At 37.6% G+C, this 19818-nt stretch carries 11 protein-coding genes; 2 read left to right on the plus strand and 9 right to left on the minus strand.

All coding sequences use genetic code 11. The features are described 5' to 3' along the window. Positions 1–2 precede the first annotated feature (2 nt). The 9 genes from P0Y49_12665 to P0Y49_12705 all read right to left on the minus strand — a co-directional run bounded on the left by P0Y49_12665 (position 3) and on the right by P0Y49_12705 (position 17162). Complete coding sequence (locus tag P0Y49_12665; protein ID WEK17648.1) at positions 3–1883, minus strand: glycoside hydrolase family 97 N-terminal domain-containing protein; 1881 nt, start codon at positions 1881–1883, stop codon at positions 3–5. 13 nt (positions 1884–1896) lie between these two features. Further along, positions 1897–3324, minus strand: coding sequence for a RagB/SusD family nutrient uptake outer membrane protein (locus P0Y49_12670; protein WEK17649.1), 1428 nt, complete (start codon positions 3322–3324; stop codon positions 1897–1899). 47 nt (positions 3325–3371) lie between these two features. Then, positions 3372–6737, minus strand: a complete 3366-nt coding sequence (locus P0Y49_12675) for a TonB-dependent receptor (GenBank protein ID WEK17650.1) — start codon at positions 6735–6737, stop codon at positions 3372–3374. A 277-nt stretch (positions 6738–7014) separates the two neighbouring features. Beyond that, a complete protein-coding gene (locus P0Y49_12680) occupies positions 7015–8160 on the minus strand; it encodes a FecR family protein (GenBank protein ID WEK17651.1) in 1146 nt (381 codons plus the stop codon). A 140-nt stretch (positions 8161–8300) separates the two neighbouring features. Further along, complete coding sequence (locus P0Y49_12685; protein ID WEK17652.1) at positions 8301–9332, minus strand: Fic family protein; 1032 nt, start codon at positions 9330–9332, stop codon at positions 8301–8303. Between the two features lie 265 nt (positions 9333–9597). Continuing rightward, complete coding sequence (locus P0Y49_12690) at positions 9598–10182, minus strand: RNA polymerase sigma-70 factor (GenBank protein ID WEK17653.1); 585 nt, start codon at positions 10180–10182, stop codon at positions 9598–9600. 173 nt (positions 10183–10355) lie between these two features. Then, positions 10356–11555, minus strand: a complete 1200-nt coding sequence (locus P0Y49_12695) for an acetylxylan esterase (GenBank protein WEK17654.1) — start codon at positions 11553–11555, stop codon at positions 10356–10358. A gap of 245 nt (positions 11556–11800) precedes the next feature. Continuing rightward, positions 11801–15889 (minus strand): two-component regulator propeller domain-containing protein, encoded by a 4089-nt coding sequence (locus P0Y49_12700; protein ID WEK17655.1) that lies wholly within the window; start codon positions 15887–15889, stop codon positions 11801–11803. 97 nt (positions 15890–15986) lie between these two features. Next, positions 15987–17162, minus strand: a complete 1176-nt coding sequence (locus P0Y49_12705; protein ID WEK17656.1) for a galactose mutarotase — start codon at positions 17160–17162, stop codon at positions 15987–15989. Between the two features lie 123 nt (positions 17163–17285). Between P0Y49_12705 and P0Y49_12710 the strand changes: the two genes are divergently transcribed. Together P0Y49_12710 and P0Y49_12715 are read left to right on the plus strand one after the other, a co-directional pair. Next, entirely contained in the window at positions 17286–17996 is a 711-nt protein-coding gene (locus P0Y49_12710; GenBank protein ID WEK17657.1) for an NUDIX domain-containing protein, read from the plus strand. An 88-nt stretch (positions 17997–18084) separates the two neighbouring features. Beyond that, entirely contained in the window at positions 18085–19788 is a 1704-nt protein-coding gene (locus tag P0Y49_12715) for a ribulokinase (protein WEK17658.1), read from the plus strand. Positions 19789–19818 lie beyond the last annotated feature (30 nt).

Here is a 19818-nt window from a genome sequence, read left to right on the forward strand (position 1 = left end):
TTTTATTTCATAAATTTAGTAATATACCCCCCACCTTCAACCAAATCCAAATGGATAATATCCTTTTTACTTACCGATCCTTTCTTTACTTTCAACGCTCCTGAATCCCCCTGCACATCACTAACTTCCAGTGTCTTAAATACCCCTTCTCCTAAAAAAGACAAAGCAATATTCAATACCTTGGGCTTTGCTCCATTCATAACCGCTAAAAACCAGGTATTGCCTTTCCTGCGGGCATATATTGCAGCTTCACCGATTGCTGAGCCCGGTAAAACGATGGTTTCGTCCCATACAGATGGAATACTCCTTATCATTTCTACGGCCGGGTTAGTCAATAAATGTTGCGGACTAGCTGCATAGGTAAGTAACGGAGCTGTTAAAATTGCAGCGCTAGCCACCTGATGTGCCCAGGTGGTATTCTTACGACGTTCGCCAAAATGAACAGGCGTATATTCTGCATGGCCGGCTATAAAACGGGTAAAAGGAAGTGTAACATTATGGCCTGCTCTATCTGCCAGCTTACTGGCTTCCATTCCTTTAACAGCCTCACGTGTCAATTCATTGGGCCAGGTTCTTTCCTGTCCGGTTGGTTTATTGGCACCATGAAAATCAACCATTATCTTCAATTCAGCGGTTTCTTTAAGTATCGCCTGGTATAAATCAACAACTTCTTTGGCTTCATGATCAAAAAAGTCAATCTTCAATCCACCAATTCCCAAATTGTGGCATCGCTTAAAGAAAGCCCGCCTTTTATTAGTCTCCCTTAAATTTTTGGAATGCTCCCATAACCATATTTCTACCTCTTTTGGTTTAGAATAATCAACAAGTGCTTTAATGTCACTATCACTCCATTTATTCCAAAAACCTTCCAGTATATTGTGCTTAAAGCCCAACTCAGCAGCCAATTTGGAGTATTCTTTCATATTGGCCAGTGTTCCTTCGCCCCCATCATCAAGGTATTTCCATACTGCCGGACCCGGTTTTATCCAATCCGTTTTAATGCCTTGCGGAAATATTTTTTTATCCGGTGGCGGACAAAGATTATGCACCATATCGTTATTTACCAATCTATTCAAATCCTCAGCTATCATAATTATCCGCCATGGTGTTGTAATTGTCCCATCAATAACTGCTGGCTTTGAAAGCCTTAAGGTATCTTCCGGACTATAGCGTAATTTATAAGGATATGAAGTGGGCTGATTTTGCGGCAAGCGCAATACCAGGCCTTTGTTCCCATTGGTTTGTAAAGCCATACCTCCATAATTTTTAAGATCAGCTTCTGTTACCGCTAAATAAACACCATTCGCAGCAAGCTGACAAGTAATTGCGGGTGCAGCCCATTCTCCCGCTTTTACAGTATCCATATTTTTCTTTCCATACACACCTTCATAGTGCATATAAAGATCGTGATACCAGGCCGTAGTCCCTTTAGGTAAGGTAAACACAGTAGCCTCGTCAGCTACTCTCTTATCAGTAATTTTTCCCGGAACAATTAACCTGAAAGCCGCTCCATCATTAAAAACACGCACATCTAAAGTGTAATTAACAGCACCTTTTGAAATCAAAATTTTGCCACCATTATAATGGTTATGTGCTAAAGAATGTCCCCCATACCAGGGATACGTTTCATCAAGCTGATACCTATCCATTTTACCAATTTTAACCTGATCGGTAATCACTGTCCCATCAATCAGCATTCGAATCGCCGATGGCTCAATAACAGGCTTATCCTTATAAAATATGGTATAATTTAAGCAGTTATTTTGAATGGAAACCTTAAAGATCACTTTCTTATCCGGACTTTGAATAGCCTGGGTATCCACAGAAAAAGCTTTCGCCGTTACAAGAAGTAACAGCGAAAGCATAAAATTGATTTTGAGCATAATTTATTAAGCGTTAAAAGTCAGTATTCTGTGTCCAAATTCCCGTCATAATATCCATTTGACTAAGCGGAATTGGGAAAAGATAAGATTTGAATTTTCTTTTTGTTCCTTTAGCATCATAAGCGATAGTAGGAATTACCTGATCTGCAATTTTCCACCTGATAAGATCATTGTACCGTAAGCCCTCAAATGCCAGTTCTACCCTACGTTCATTTCTAATGATTTCTCGGGTCAGCACTAATTTTTGTGGCATATTAACCCCAACTCTTCCCCTTACATCATTTAATGCTTTTAGTGCACGCGGATCAGCCCCCTGTCCATTTTCAAACATGGCCTCTGCATACATTAATAATAAATCGGCATAACGGATCTTTACCATGTGCTGATCACTTAATGTTGCACCCGAAGCATTGTTTATGGAGGTGTTTACCCATTTTTTAAAAGCCATCGTGGTATAAGGGATCTGTCCTTCAGCAGTACTTCCTGTTTGTTTAAAACCTCCCGGATTGTATGCCCATGGATCTCCGGCTTCAAATATGGTCATTTTCCTACGCGGATCATTTGGTTCATAAGCATTTCTCAACTCTACAGTTGGGAAAACCGACATCCGGGCACCAATTACCTGATCTAACGAGTGATAATCATCAGGAGCTTTAAATTGCACAGAAAACATGATCTCTTTATTATTGGTTTGATTACCAAAAAAGATACCCGCATAGTTATCAGAAAGCTGGAAGGGGTTTGCAGGATCACCAATTAAAGACCAAGCTGCATCAGCAGCGTCTCCATATCGTTGATTATTTAATAAAACTCTGGTTTTTAATGCAATTGCAGAACCTCTAACTGCACGACCGTCAGTATAAGCTGAATTTGGCAAATAAGAAATTGCTAAATTCAAATCCTTAAGCATCTGCGTGACTACATCTGCTTTTGGAGATCTTGGTGTTTTCATAAAATCCCCATCTAATGTAGCAGGCGATAAAATTATTGGTAAATCACCATATAGTTGTGCAAGTTCATTATAGTAAAAAGCCCTTAAAAACAAAGCTTCCCCTTTCATTTTATTGCGGTTTAAATCTGTCATTCCCGGAACGCGGTCTATGTTGTTCAAAAAATAGTTGCAGTAAGCAATACCTTGAAAACCAAATGTAAATGTTTTACTCACGATTCCTGTTGTTGCAGAGTTGTGTTCGCCCCTCATCACAATGTCAAAGGCTTCATAATTGGATGTATTTGAAGCATTATCAGATAAGGCTTCCCAGAAAAGGAAATTACCACTTTGCCCTGGTCCATTGGAAAAAATGGGTTCTTTTAGCTTGTAATAACAAGCTATTAATGCCTTGTTTGCTTCTCCTTCCGTTTTCCAGAAATTTGCAGAATCTGGATTTGTAAGCGGAGAGGTATCAAGGGTCTTCTTGCATGAAAACACTAAAGTGCTCATCAGCAGAAGTATTATTTTTATATGTAAAGTCTTCATGAGATTAATAATTAAAGGGTTACTTTCACTCCAAATGAATAAATTTTAGCCTGAGGATAGATGGCTGCCCGGCCATTGGCTGCCGCCCGCTCAGGATCACTTCCTTTAAAGAAATTGGTAAAGGTTACCAGATTATCTCCGGACACATATAATCTAAGTGCATGAATTTTAGCGTGGTTAATTAACTTTACAGGGAAGTTGTAACCTAGCTGGATGTTCTTTAACCTTAGATATGAAGCATCCTGTAACCACCAATCAGAAACCTGAGTATCCGGAGCATAATTTTCATTAAATATATGTGGTATGGTATTAGAGGTACCTTCTCCGTCCCATGCATTTTCCCAGAACTTAGGCGGCGGACTTCCTTGTCTGAATGGAGCTATCCCCCACTCTCTAACATAAATCTTACGTCCCTGTACACCTTGCAAGAAGAAACTCAGGTCAAAATCCTTATAGTCAAAATTAAAGGTCATTCCGTAATTAAATTTAGGAAATGCACCACCTACAACGACACGATCGTCAGTTGTTATTTTGCCATCTCCATTTATATCTTTGTATTTCATATCACCAGGTAATGTTTTAACAATTGGCGTCGGTCCATTGTTAATTTCAGCCTGATTCTGATAGATCCCATCAAATACGTACATATAATAAGAGTTATATGGTAGCCCCTCCTGTGTAATGGTACCGTTGCTACTATTAATTTCTCGGGTACCAAATTTTACTACCTTATTTCTATAGGTCTCAAAATTGCCTGTTACTTTATAATGGAAATCTCCGACCTTGTTTTCATAGCCCAAAGAAAGTTCTAATCCTTTATTGTTCATCTGTCCCCGGTTTACGGTTGGTCCTGCGACTCCAATAAAATCAGGAACCTGTAGTGCCCTTAAGATGTTTGTTGTATTTTTAGAATACACATCTATAGTTCCAAATAAAGAACCTTTAAACAAGCTAAAATCTAAACCTATATCGGTTATGGTGGTAGTTTCCCAGGTAATATTTCTATTGATTAGATCTGTTTGAGTTACCCCTTGTTGTAAAGAGCCACCAATATTGTACGACACAGGGTTTAATACTTCCTCGTATGGATAAGGCATTTGCTCTCCATTCAAGGCTCGGTTGATATTCTGATTTCCTACTTGTCCCCATGAACCCCTTAGTTTAAGGTTATCCACCCATTTAACAGGTTTTAAGAAATCTTCCTGCGACAATCTCCAACCTGCGGAAGCAGAAGGGAAAAATCCCCATTTATTTCCGGTAGGAAAACGAGAGGATCCATCATAACGGAAATTACCTTCCAGTAAATACTTCTCTTTGTAATTATAATTAACCCTCCCAAATAGAGATTGAAGCGCCCATTCGAAAGCAAAACCATCAGCAAGCTGTCCACCAGGTGAATAAGCACCCAATTCTATTAGTTCGCTCGACGGCGCATTTCTTTTAAAGCCCTGCAACCGATCATACCTAAAGGTTTCCTGACTTACACCCAATAATGCGGAGAAATTGTGTACTTCGTTAAAGGTCTTGGTATAATTTAATGTTCCAAAAACAGTGTACTGTACATCTTTCTCATTACGAACTGTTAGATTATTTTCACCCACGGTTCCATTCCATTGTGTATTGTAAAGATACTGACCAGTTGCATCCGGTAAGAACATATATCCTGGTATGCCAATTACATCTACCTTCGTCTGTTTATCATTATACTTTACAGCACCTTTGATCTCTCCTTTTAATCCGGGAAGAATGTCTACATCTAGAAAAGCAGAAGCAAGGGTATAATAGTTTTTAAGAAATCTGCCGCCATTTTCAGCAGTTGCTATCGGATTTTTATTTCCGCCTTCCCTAATAAAAGCTTTAGCAGCATATCTTCCACTTCCATCAGGCAATTTAGGGGTAAATGTAGGGTGAGCAGCTAAGGCACTTAAGATCTGGTCCTCTGTTGGATTTCCATCAAAATTATTGTTCAATGCAGTCTCGTGCATATTACCCGTAGAAAATGCAATATTGGTTCCAAAAGTAACCTTATTATTCAGGCTGGTTTTAAAATTAAATTGAGCATCATATTTTTTATATCCGGTCGCAATAAGGATACCATCCTGATCCAGATAACCTAACCCAAAGTTATAGGTTGTACCTTCTTTACCACCATTTACGCTCAAATAATGTTGCTGCATAGGTGCTTTGCGGAAAATGGCATCCAGCCAATCATAGCTCGGATATTGAGCTGGGTTAGTGATGGCACCTTGTCTGTATAGTTCAATTTCTTCAGGTGTATAAGTTTGACTGCCACTGGTACCAGTATGTGCTATCGCCTTATTCAGCAATTCCATAAACTGTACCGAATTGGTGATCCTTTCAGATATTGTCGTGGCACGCTGACTACCAAAATTATAACTATAATCTACATTTAACCTTCCGGATTTACCGGCCTTAGTGGTCACCAACACTACTCCATTCGCTGCTCTTGAACCATATATTGCAGCAGAAGCAGCATCCTTTAATACAGAAATACTCTCAATCTGATTGGGATTCACACTGTTAAGACTTCCTTCTATACCGTCAATTAATACCAACGGGTCATTACCGGCACCACTAAAAGTCCCCTGTCCACGTATTTGAATAGTCGCCTTTTCAGCTCCCGGTTGTCCGGAATTCTGAACTACCTGTACTCCAGGCATTCTTCCTTGTAATAATGCAGTTGTATTTGGCGCTTGCCTGGTGGTTAATTCCGTACCCGAAACATTACTTACGGCTCCGGTTAAGTTTACCTTCTTTTGTGTACCATATCCAACTACAACAATCTCCGAAAGCGCACTGCTCTCTTCTTTTAAAACTACATTGATAACACTTCTGTTATTCACAGGAATTTCCTGCTGAGCGAAGCCTATAAAGGTAAAAACAAGGGTACCTGATCCATCTGGCAATATTAAAGCATAATTACCATTAGCATCAGTCATTGCGCCTATGTTGGTGCCCTTAAGTTTTATACTTACTCCAGGTAAACTTAAGCCATTCTCATCCGTAACTTTGCCTTTAAGTTCCATTTTTTGTATAGAACTTCTAACATTGGTTATAAACTGCTCATTGTCTTTAATAATCACAGCTTTATCCTTCAAAATATAGGTAAATGGCTGATTTTCGAAGCATCTTTTCAAGACTTCTTCAAGCGTTTCATTTTTTACGGAAAGGTCAATCCGTTTTGCTTTTCTGATATCCTCTACATCATAAAAGAAATCAAAACCACTTTGCTTACGGATTTCTTTAAATACATCCTCCAGACTGGCATTTCTTTGCGAAAAAGTGATGCGTTGTGCCTTGCCGGCATGTGCAAACTGCAAAAAGGCCGTGAGCAATAAAATTGTTGTAAATTTCATTATCAACAAAAATTTGTGTAGTAAACCAGGTGGCTTACTTACCGATTGTTTGTAAAAGTTCATACATTTGGTTAGTTGGGTGAAACTAAAAATTAACTGTTTGAGGGTAATCCCAGCCATTTTTTTACCGGGAGTGGTTCGAAGCACTTCCGGTTTTTAACTAAACACTGGCAATTAATAGCCATTAATGATTTAGCAAAGGCATATTCCCATAATTAAGGTGCTTGTTGTGTAGTTTTTTTTTCCATACTGTTTAATATTTGGTTATTATGCTTGTTTATTTATGTACTCGCGATACTGTGACCAGTTTCCCTTTAATATCAAAGTCTACCTTACCTGTTGATTCCATAATATTTAATACTGCTGAAATATTTTTGGAACGGGATATGTAACCGCCGAACTTTAGATGATCGAAGTCACCTTTATATACAACCTCTACATCATACCACCGGGCAACTTTATTCATGATACTTTTTAAATCATCACCTTTAAAAATAAAATCTCCATTCTTCCAAGCTACGATTGACTCTGTATCGACGGCTTTAACATTTATAGTATTTTCAGTCAATTGACTCTGTTCGCCCGGTTTTAATAATTTTGATTGGTTATTCTTATGTGCTCCAAATTGGGTTACCCGTACTGACCCCTCCAACAAAGTCGTTTTGATATCTCCCTCATCTTTATAGCTATTGATGTTGAAATGGGTACCCAATACCTGTACCTCCTGCCCAATAGTTTTAACCACAAAAGGGACATGAACCTTTGCAACTTCAAAGTACCCTTCTCCGGTTAGTTCTACCCTTCTCATATTACCGGCAAATTTTGTAGGATAACGAAGTGATGAAGCCGAATTTAACCATACTTTAGTACCATCCGGTAAGTTAATCTGGTATTGTCCGCCATTAGGGGTCTCAATTGTATTAAATATTGTTTTTCCTTCATTATCATTTTTATGCTGATCATCAACAGTATAAACCACTTTGCCATCAGCAGTTTTACTGATCGACAATCCTCCTTGTTTAACAATCTCTCCACTATTTGCATCCGTTAATGATATTTTCTGACCATCAGCTAAGGTCAGAAAAGCTTTATTTCCCCCTGGAGCGATGTCATGTTTTTTTGGTGAAACAACTGCAATGGATTCTACTTTGGAGCTTTTTGAATAAAAATAACCAATTGAACCTATGATTAGTAAAATCGCTGCTGCTGCCCAATACTTGAAACGATTTAATTTTATAGCGGGTTGATTAGCTGTTAAAGATGACCAAACAGCGGCTTTTGTCCGGGCTGCTGATGCAATATCTAAATTCTTAGCTTCAGTATCGCTTAATTTCAGGTACCAACTTTCCACAGCAATCCTTTCCTCCTCAGTACATAAACCCGCATTGTATTTATCTAATAATTTCCCAGGATCGTCTGTCATGATTAAACCTTTTAGCTTTTTACGATTATAAGACAAGAAGCTACCCTGACTGGGGGTACGGGTGGATAAAAAAAATCAAAAAATAAGTAATGTTATTTTCCTTTGATCATGTTACACTTTTTAGCTAAGTTGGTGTTACATTAATTGAAATAATCCAGGTAGTCCTTAAAAATATATAATTTGCCTCTTTGGGCGCCCGTTACTTCTTTTAATACGCCTAGTTTTTCGAGGTCAGTTAATAATTTATATCCTGTAGTAGGAGATAGTCCTGTGACTTCAGAAACCTTATGTCCGTGCAGGAGTGGTTTCTGATATAAATGATGCATTATCTTTTGTGCATTCCCAGCTCTGCTGCCTAAAGAGCGAATCTTTGCATCAACCTGCTTTTGTAACTGAAGTATACCATCAAAGGTTTTGATACTATTTTTTGCGGTTTCTATTACTCCGACCAGAAAAAATTTAAACCATTGATCTAAACTTCCCTTTTCTCTAACCATCATTAAATTATCATAGTACAACATCCTGTTACGTTCCAGAAAATCCGACAAGTACAATATTGGCCTTTTTAAGATGTTTTTACTTACAAGATAGAGCGTAATCATGAGTCTGCCAACTCTTCCGTTTCCATCCAAAAAAGGGTGAATGGTTTCAAATTGGTAGTGAAGTAAAGCTATTTTTAGTAATTCAGGGACTTTATTTAATTCATCATTTGCAAATTTTTCGATGTCAGAAATCAGTTCAGGTACAGAAGTATGAACTGGAGGAATAAATGTTGCATCATTAATGGATGCACCACCAATCCAATTCTGGCTGGTTCTGAAATTACCCGGCTGCTTTTGGTCCCCTCTGACACCTTGAAGTAAAATCTTATGTGTCTCTCTAATCAATCTGGATGAAAAGGGCAATTCATCCAATAAGGATATTGCTTGGTTCATTGCCTGAATATAATTTTGTACTTCTTCCCAGTCATTTCTTTTCTCATGGGGCACCTCCTCCCTTTCCAAAAATGCTTCTTCTACGTTAGTCTGTGTAACTTCAATTTTACTTGACTGAGTAGCTTCTTTAGCAATGTGCATACTTATAAAAAGATCTATATTAGGGATGTATTCAGAATACATATCCAGTCTTCCTAGTTGTCGGTCTGCTTGACTGAGTAAATTAATGACATCCATATCCTCTAGCTGCCATTCCCTATTTATAGGATTTGGTTGAAAACTTTTGTAATAACCCTAATTAATATAAGTTCCTGGCTTGAACGATTTCATAATTAAAAATTTAATGCAAATGTAGCTCTTATTCCAGATATACCAATAAACATGGAATAAGAAAAGGCTATGTTTCACATAAATTAACAAAACTGGAATAGTGATAAGGACTTATTTCAGTTTTTCAAAAATATCAAATGTAACATCATGTATGCTAAAAAGTGTAACATCATCAAAGGAAAATCACAAGTAACAACATCAGTCCTATGATAAAACCAAACTTAGGTTTTAATATCTTTAAGGCTCTTTTTACCTGAGTTTTAACGGTCAATTCTGACAAATGTAATTTTGAAGCGATTTCTTTGTGAGATAAGTATTCTGTTCGACTTAGTTTAAAAATCTCACTCATTTTTTGAGGTAAAGCCGAGATTTCCTTTTCAATGATGCGCTTTAATTCCTTTTCCCTAACATAAAAATCAGTCAAGTACTCCTCCTGTCCAACAAATTCGCCCAGAGTATCCAGATAGCGGTTTTTCACTTTTTTATGGGCAATCTGGTTTAACACCATATTTCTTGTAGACGCATACAGGTAAGCAGAAACACTTCCATTCACGATTAATAAATCACGTTTCATCCATATCATTTCAAACAGTTCCTGAACCAGATCTTTTGCCTCATCTTCATCCAGAAGGATTTTTAAAGCATGCAAGTATAAGAGTCCATAGAAACGATCAAAAACTTGTGTATAGGCAGTATGATTTCCTTCCTTTATCAGAACAAACAATTCTTCATCTGTATGTAAGTGATATCCTGACATATAATGGTAGAAATTATCTATTACCGATGAATGATATGCCAGAAACCGGCATAGACACAGATAATATTACGTTTGGTTAGTATATGTATCAAATGTAACATAAATGTAACACAGTTAGCGTTTCTTACATCAGCATTTTATTAAGTTTTTTTGGCATAAGGTACAAAACCAGATCATGGCCATTGCAATTCACCTGATACCTGTAATCCTCTTTTATCAATTACCGACAAATACCAAATCGTAACTCCATCCGGGAGTGCCGATAACCAGATTTTATTATCTTTTATGGTTACCGCCGTGCGCTCCCACTTTCTATCTTTTAATACTGCAGTAGTATCCATCGTGTAATTAAGATAAGCTTGATCAATAGGCACAAGGGATTTAATTTTTGCAGTAATCAAACCTTTTTTTATTTCAACTGCATCTATTTTTGGTAGTGGAGCAGTGCCACTCAGGTGACTATTGATAAAATGATAAATCTCTTCATTCCCCCAGCCATAGCTGTGGTTGTGTTTAAGGCCAATTTTTATGGACAGGCTTTTATCTTTCACCAATTTGTAGGTCTTTGTGTAGCTATCCAGAAAAAAATTTCCATCATTTGTCCCATTTATAAACAATAAGGGCATTTTTGCTCTTCCAATATATTGAGAAGGGTCATATTGTTTAATCCATGCGGCCTCATCTGTTTCACTCAATTTATCCAGTTCCTTGCGCATTGCACTGCTCTGAAATAGATAGCCACAACCATATACAGGTACAACGGCTTTAAACCTGCTATCAATACCGGCAAGCGAACAACTGATTACCCCACCCCAACTTATGCCTGTAAGTGCTGTTCTATTGCTATCTACTTCTTTAAAACTTCTGATCAGGTTATGAGCCAATATTACATCTCCTACAGCCTGATACATCCATTGCTCATTTAAATTGGGTGTGATGGCATAATACGGGGTTAATGATTCTGGTTCATCAAAGCCACCGGCTATATGTTGTTTCTTTGCATCGTTACCACGTAAATCCATAGCTATAGCTGCATATCCTTTTTTAGCCCATAAAATTGCCCAGGCCTTAAATGCAGTACCACCACCACCATGGACCAATACTACTGCCGGTAAATTTTTATCTTTTGACCTGTCGCCACTTAATGTACCTGGACTGGCATAATATGCGAACACATTTTTTGATTGACCCTTATAAGGCAAGCCCTGATATACTATTCCAATCGCCGAATCCGTACTTATGGTTTTATAGTTGGGTACCTTGTAAATTTCTTTGGTATCCCAAATTGTTCCTTTTATTTGGGCATTAGCATTTTGGAGCCAAAAGAATATGGCGATAAATATGTATATTGGGGTGTTATATCTGGTTAGCATCTCTATCAAATATAGGAGATTACAAGTCCCCCTAATTGCAGAATAATTGGCATTTTATTAAACTTTTTTGACATCCGAAAAGGCGGATAAGACTGTTGGACAAACAGTCAATGATTGCGGGGGCGTTGCTGAGGCCTTGACGGGGTGTTGCCGGGGCCTTGCTGGGGCTCTGATACCAGGAAAGCCTTAACAATATCCACTCAGGACTTCTACGATTATAGCCTCATATCACCAACGGGATTTGGCTATGCCTCGGCTTCTTCAGCATAATCGCTTGGCGTACGTCCAAACTGTTTCGTAAACTCTTTACTAAAATATTTACTATCGCTAAAACCTACCATATAAGCCACTTCATAGACTGTATAAGTCTGTTGTTTCAATAGCTGAGCTGCCCTTTTTAAACGCACCGATTTTATGAAATTATTAACAGTTAAACCGGTCAGTGCTTTTATCTTTTTATATAGGATTGGTGTGCTCATGCCTACATCAGCGGCCAATACATTAACATTGAACTCATCAATACTAAAGTTATCCTCAATGATGGCCATGATCTTATTCAAGAACTCTTCGTCTGTAGATTCAATAAGCACATTGGATGGCTGCAAGGTCATCTGCTGACTAAACTTTCTGCGCATGTTATTTTGCAACGTGAGCAAGTTATTGATGTTAAGCTGCAGGACATCGATACTGAAAGGCTTAGTGATGTAAGCCTCTGCACCCGTTTTCAGTCCACTCACCTCGTGTATATTCCCTGACCTTGCAGTTAATAAAATGATAGGAATATGGCTGGTACGTGCATCTGTTTTAAGTATACGACATAACTCCAGTCCATCCATAACAGGCATCATCACATCACTGACAATTATATCAGGTATTTTTTCAAATGCAATTTCCATTCCCTGTTGCCCATCTTCGGCTTCAATAATCAGATAAGCATATTTTAACGACTGTTTAATAAAGTCACGTATTTCACGGTTGTCCTCAACAATCAATACAGTAATCTGATCTTCAACTGGCACTTCATCAAGTAAATCCTGATCCGGTATATCCCCAAGGTCTTGTGGCAATTGATATAGAGCAGGACTTTCGACATTTATGAACTGTGGACTGAGCTCACTCTTTTTAAAATGGCTATTCCCGGTTCGTAGTTTTAAGCTAAAACAAGTTTGAACATTTGCTTCACCAGGCTGAGGATCAGGTAAAAGAATCAGATCTCCATGATGTAATCTCGCTATTTTCTTAGACAAGGCAAGTCCAATTCCTGTTCCATTGTTTCTTGAAAGCGGATCTTTTACCTGATAAAAATTGGTAAATAATTTATCCCTGCTTTCTTCGGGAATCCCCTTACCATTATCGAGTACTTTTATTTCTACAAATCCTTTTTCTGCCCGTTTTACTGACAAGATGATGATGCCATATTCCGGTGTGAACTTAAATGCATTTGATAATAAATTATAAAATACCTTCTCTAGTTGTTCGGGATCAAAATATACTTCTATTTGATCTTCATCATTATTAAACTGATAATCAATATGGTGTTTTATGGCCAAATACTGGAATGACAAAAAGATTTCTTTGGCAAACACAACTATATTTTCGGGAGCAACATTCAAGGTCATTTTACCGGCCTCCTGCTTTCTAAAATCCATCAATTCGTTTACCAAACGGGTTAACCTCCCTGCATTCTTTCTTACCGTTAACAATCGACGATTTATCCCCGGATATTCTTTGGTATCGTTAATTAAATTTTCTAATGGACCTATGATCAACGTTAAAGGTGTTCTAATCTCATGAGACACATTGGTAAAGAAGTCCATTTTCATTTGGTAGACCTCATGTTCCTTCCTTAATAAAGCCCTGATCCATAAAAACCTAAATACAAGAAATAAGATGGCCGAAAATAATATCGCATAAATGAGGTAAGCCCACCAGGTTTTCCAAAATGGGGGTTTAATGTGAATGATCATCTCTTCCGGATGATTGCTCCAAACACCATCATTATTGGATCCTTTTATTAATAATTTATAAGTGCCTGATGGAAGGTTGTAAAATGTGGCGCTTGGTGTAGTTACGTAATTCCATTCTTTATCCAGTCCTTCAAGTTTATAAGCGTATTTATTTTTCTCAGATTTGATATAATTGAGGACAGCAAATTCCACACTAAAAATATTCTGAGAATGCGAAAAAGTAATTTCTTTAGTTAAGCTTATGTTACGACTCAACAAGTTACTTTCATCACCTATTGCAACTGTTTTGTTAAAAAGCCTTAGCCGGGTAAAAATAATTTTTGGAATCCTTTTGTTTTCTTTGATCTGATCCGGGTAGAAACTAACCAAGCCATTGTATCCTCCAAAATAAAGTTGTCCCTGAGTATCTTTATAAAACGAGTTGTAATTGAATACATTACCTGGCAATCCATCCTCAACGGTATAGTTTTTGAAAGTTTTGCGATCAAATTTAGTTAAGCCATTATCTGTACTGATCCACAGATTTCTATGATCATCTTCTAAAATTCCGAGGATAACATTACTTGGCAGTCCATTTTTCATGGTGTAAAAACTGATCTTATTTTTTACCGGCTGATAACGGATTAATCCTGCATCATAACTTCCCAACCAAATAATCCCCTGTGAATCTTCCTGTATCAGGTTGACATCATCAAATTTTGTGCTGTTGTCATTAACTTTAAACCTCTTTATTTTGTTGTTTACAGGATCAAGAATGTAGGTTCCTGAATTTGTAGCAATCCAAATATTTTTCTTAGAATCCTCAAATAAATATCTGAGAAATTTTAAATCGTGCTGATTTCCTGGGTTGTGGTAAGGAGCAAAGTTATCTTCCTCTTCATTATAGATAAAAATACCTTGCGCCCTCGTGCCTATCCAGAGTCTGTTTTTACTGTCATGCAGCAAGCAAACAATACGGTTAGAATTTAAAGCTTTTGGATCGGCATAATTCGGTTTATAATGTTTAAAAGTTTTTGTATCCGGTAGATAAACATCCAGCCCTCCTTCATAAGTACCTATCCAGACTTCACCATTCTGATCAATTGAAACTGCCTTAACCAGATTCGAACTCAATGAATTCGGGTTTTCGGAATCGTGCTTAAAACTCGTAAACTTGCCTGAACTTCGATCAAAATAATTCAAACCTTCGGCTTCCGTTCCTATCCATAAGTTATGATACTGATCTTCAACTATGGAGCTTACCACATTACTGCTGATACCATTTTTACCAGAACTGGTCTTATACGCTCTAAATGGTGTTGCATTCGCATGATAAAAGTTTACACCACCAAAATAGGTACCCACCCACATCGATCCGGTGGCATCCTTAACAATATCATAGATAGAGTTGTGATTTAAGCTCGTAGGATCTTCCGGATTATGGTTTAATACGGTGAATTTAAAAGTATTCAGATCCAATATATTAATGCCATGAAGAGTGGAAATCCATAATCGACCATCCGGATCTGTTTTAATTCTACGGATCACATTACTACTGATGCTATTCGGATCTCCTTTTTTAGTCACGAAATGCCTGAAAGTTCCCTTTTCCCGATCAAACAAATCCAGTCCATTGTTATGTGTTCCAATCCAAAGATTGTGCTTTGGATCTTCAAAAACTACACTTACATCATTATCAATAAGACTTTCCGGATCTCCCTTTTTATGAAAATAAGATTGAAAATGATACTTTCCATTTTCAAATTGCATCCTTGTTAAGCCCTGAATGGTACCCACCCACATGATACCTTCATGATCCTGATGAACAGATTTAATCAGATGATTTGCTAATCCGGTGGCATCATTCTTTCCCGGCAAAAAGCGAACAAAACGGTTGTCATCGATCAACTTGTTTAACCCACTATCTGTTCCTACCCAAATATGCCCTTTATTATCTTCAAAAATACACCTAACAATATTATTGCTAAGGCTACTTTTCCGTTTTGGGTCATATTGATAACGCTTAAAAGAATTACTTTCAGGCAAATACCTGTTCAAGCCTTTTTGAGTACCGACCCACAAATTACCTTTGCTATCAGTTAATAAAGCATTAACATTCTGTCCACTGCTTAAAGAAGAGCTGTTTCCTTTTTCGCGTTTATAGATCTCAAAATTTCTGGTATTATATTTATTTAATCCATCTTTTGTCCCAAACCACATAAAGCCCATACTGTCTTGTGCAATAGATAGCACACTGCTTTGGGAAAGACCATTTTCGACAGTCAGATGTTTAAAACTGATCTTATCTTCTTGAGCACTTGCCGACCTATATCCAAACAAAATGATGAATAACAGCGGCAGTTTAATCCAAAAAAATGATGGTGACATGTACAGGCTCATTTGGTTTACCGTAAAAATATGATTTTACTTTCATATTCCTTAAAATGGTAAACCAAATAGAGGCTGTCTAAATAAAGTATTTTTGTTATTTCTGTACGCTAAATTTATAAATCGTTACAGTTTTATAGACTTGTCCAGGTTTCAGTTCTGTAGTTGGAAACGAATGTTGGTTAGGTGAATCCGGGAAATGTTGGGTCTCCAGACAGAAAGCTGAACGATGCGGATAACTTACCTGACCTTTACCATCATGATCATTCCCTGTTAAGAAATTACCACTGTAAAATTGTAATCCAGGCTCTTCGGTTAAAACATCCATCACAATACCTGTTTTAGGACTGATAACTGTAGCCACTTTACGTAACCCATTACCTTTTCTTAATACAAAATTATGGTCATAACCTTTTCCAAATTTCAGTTGTTCGTTCTGATCATTAATTCTTGCACCAATTAAAGTTGGTTTGTTAAAATCAAATGGTGTACCTGCAACTTTCTCTAGTTTTCCAGTAGGAATTAAAGTCGAATCAACCGGAGTATAATCTTCTGCATCAATAGATAACAAGTGATCTGTAATTGTTGAATCTCCTGCTCCATTCAAATTAAAGTAAGCATGGTTGGTCAAATTAATCACTGTATTTTTATCTGTAGTTGCATTGTAGCTTATTTTAAGGGCATTATCATCGGTTAATTCATAGGTTACCTTAACCGTTAAATTCCCCGGATACCCCGCTTCGCCATCTTTAGAGAGATAAGACAGTTCAAGGGTTTGGTCATTCACTTTTTTTGCATCCCAAACCTGGCTAAAAAAACCATCAAATCCACCATGAAGGCTATTCACTCCATCATTCAGTTCCAATTGATAAGTTTTGCCATCTAAAGTAAACTTTCCTTTCCCGATACGATTTCCATAACGGCCAATTAAAGCACCGAAAAACGGTTCCCCTTTTTTCCTATAAGCGGTCAGGCTATCATAACCTAAAACCACATCTTTAAATACCTGGTGTTTGTCTGGCACCAATAAGGATACCACTCGTCCACCATAATTGGTAATAGCGGCTTCAGCACCATTTTTATTTTTTAATACAAAAAGTTCAACTTCCTTGCCACTTACATTTCCTTTAAACCCGTTTGCATCCGGTATATGGATGGTAGAAACAGCCAGGGAGTCATTTCCGGTAGATTGATGATTGTTCGCATTGCTGCAACTGCTTAACGTCCATACTGAAATAAAAATTAAACAAATGGAATTGAAATTTCTGTTCATAATGTGTTTTTTTATATTTGATCGTATTACTAAAGTATAAAAAGAATATTAAATGTCAAAAAAACAATTAATGTTCAAAATATGATATATTTACAACAGCAGATACCTAGCCCTTAAGAAGTAATGAAAAAATATACTGATCAGACTCGTTTTTTAATTGCAGTTGATTGCATTGTTTTTGGATTTGATGGAGAGCATTTAAAACTACTCTTGATTAAACGTGGTTTTGAACCTGAAAAGGATAAATGGAGTTTGATGGGTGGTTTTGTTAGACCAGAGGAAAGTTTGGATGGTGCAGCCAATCGGGTACTTACTCAACTTACCGGACTTGAAGGTGTTTACCTGGAACAAATCCAAGCTTATGGAGATCCACTAAGAGATCCCATTGAAAGAACCTTATCGGTTACCTATTTTGCATTGATAGACATCCATAAATACCAAACACAGATTAGCGACCAGTATCATGCAGAGTGGTTTCTCTTAAAAGACGCACCTGAATTGATATTTGACCACAGCGACATGGTGGAAACGGCAAAAAAGAAAATAAGGTATAAAGCTGCCCTACACCCTATTCTTTTTGAACTTTTACCTAAAAAATTCACCATTCCACAACTTCAAAATTTGTATGAAGATGTATATAATACACATATAGACAACCGAAACTTTATCCGAAAATTAACGGCAACGAAGCTGCTGATCAAACTTACCGAAAAGGATAAGTCCGGTTCTAAAAAAGGTGCATTTTATTTCAAACTAGATAAGAAAAAGTACAAAGCAAACTTTCAGGCATTCCTCAACTTCATTCCTAATCCCGACAAACTAATAACTGTATAAGAACCCTTTAGCTCACAAAGCAGGAATCTTTAAAAAAATTCTTTTATTAAATTAAATAAACGTTAATTAGACATTTATTTAACTAAATATGAGCAAAGATCAATACGTTATAGGGGTTGATTATGGATCGGATTCTGTGCGTTCAGTCATTATTAACGCAAACAATGGAGCAGAACTGGCTTCATCCGTTTTCTATTATCCCCGCTGGCAGAAAGGCTTATTCTGCAATCCGGCAAAAAATCAGTTCAGGCAACATCCCTTAGATTATATTGAAGGTCTTGAACAAAGCATAAAAGACTGTATAATTAAGGCTGGTGGTTCTACTATTGCTGATTCTATAAAAGCTATTGCAGTTGATACAACAGGTTCTTCGCCTGTAGCTGTAAACCAGGCAGGTACACCTCTTGCCCTCTTACCTGAATTTGAGCAAAATCCTAATGCGATGTTTGTGTTATGGAAGGACCATACTTCTGTTAAAGAGGCTATGCAAATCAACAAACATGCAGAGAAATATGAGCCCAATTACCTTAAATATTGCGGTGGCATTTACTCATCAGAATGGTTCTGGGCTAAATTGTTACATATTTTACGTGCCGATGAAGCCGTAAAGGACGCTTGCTATTCCTGGGTAGAGCATTGTGATTGGGTACCTTTTCTACTTACCGGAGGCAGTGACGTTTCGAAAATCAAAAGAAGTCGCTGTGCTGCCGGACACAAAGCACTTTGGGCAGAAGAATTTGGTGGTTTACCTCCAAATGATTTCTTTACTGCGCTTGACCCACTTCTTGATGGTTTTACAGAACGTTTGTATAAAGATACTTTCACTTCTGATGTATCCGCAGGAAACATCAGTAAAGAATGGGCCGAACGCTTGGGCTTAAATACAAATGTGGTGATTGGCGTTGGCGCTTTTGATGCACACATGGGTGCTGTGGGTGGACAAATTGAGCCTTATCATTTAAGTAAGGTAATGGGTACTTCTACCTGTGATATTTTAGTCGTACCGCAATCAGATATTGATGGTAAACTCATCAAGGGAATTTGTGGACAAGTGAATGGTTCTGTTATTCCAGGGATGTCGGGTCTTGAAGCCGGACAATCGGCTTTTGGTGACGTATATGCCTGGTTTAAAGAAGTGTTGGCCTGGCCAATTAAAAGTCTGTTAAGAAATTCGGCATTATTGGATGGTCATACTGCTGCAGCCCTTGAAAAAGAGCTTTTAGATCAGCTTATTCCAGAACTCAGCAAACAGGCTGCTTTATTACCAAAAACAGACGATGATGAACTGGCCATAGATTGGTTAAATGGAAGAAGAACTCCAGATGCTAATCAGGAATTAAAAGGAGCAATCCATAATCTTGATTTGGGTAGTGATGCTCCGCGTCTATTCAGAGCATTAGTGGAAGCAACCTGTTTTGGCGCTAAAAACATAGTTGATCGTTTTAACGCTGAGGGTATTCCGGTAAAAGGTATTATTGGTATTGGAGGTGTAGCTAAAAAATCGCCATTTGTGATGCAAACTATGGCAAATGTACTGAATATGCCAATTCGTATCCATCAATTTGAACATACTTGTGCTTTAGGTGCAGCCATGTTTGCAGCTGTTGCAGGAGGCATTTATCCTAATGTTGAAGCGGCCATGGTAGGTATGGGTAGTGGTTTCGATAACGAATATATACCTCAAGCTGAAACAACTGCTTATTATGAGGCTCGCTTTATAAAGTATAAAACGCTTGGCGCTTTTATCGAAGAAAGTACTAAAAATGAACACCATGTTTTACAACAGGCATAAATCTGTTGTGCTATAGCTATAAAATAACAA

The organism is Candidatus Pedobacter colombiensis (assembly GCA_029202485.1).
GTDB lineage: Bacteria > Bacteroidota > Bacteroidia > Sphingobacteriales > Sphingobacteriaceae > Pedobacter > Pedobacter colombiensis.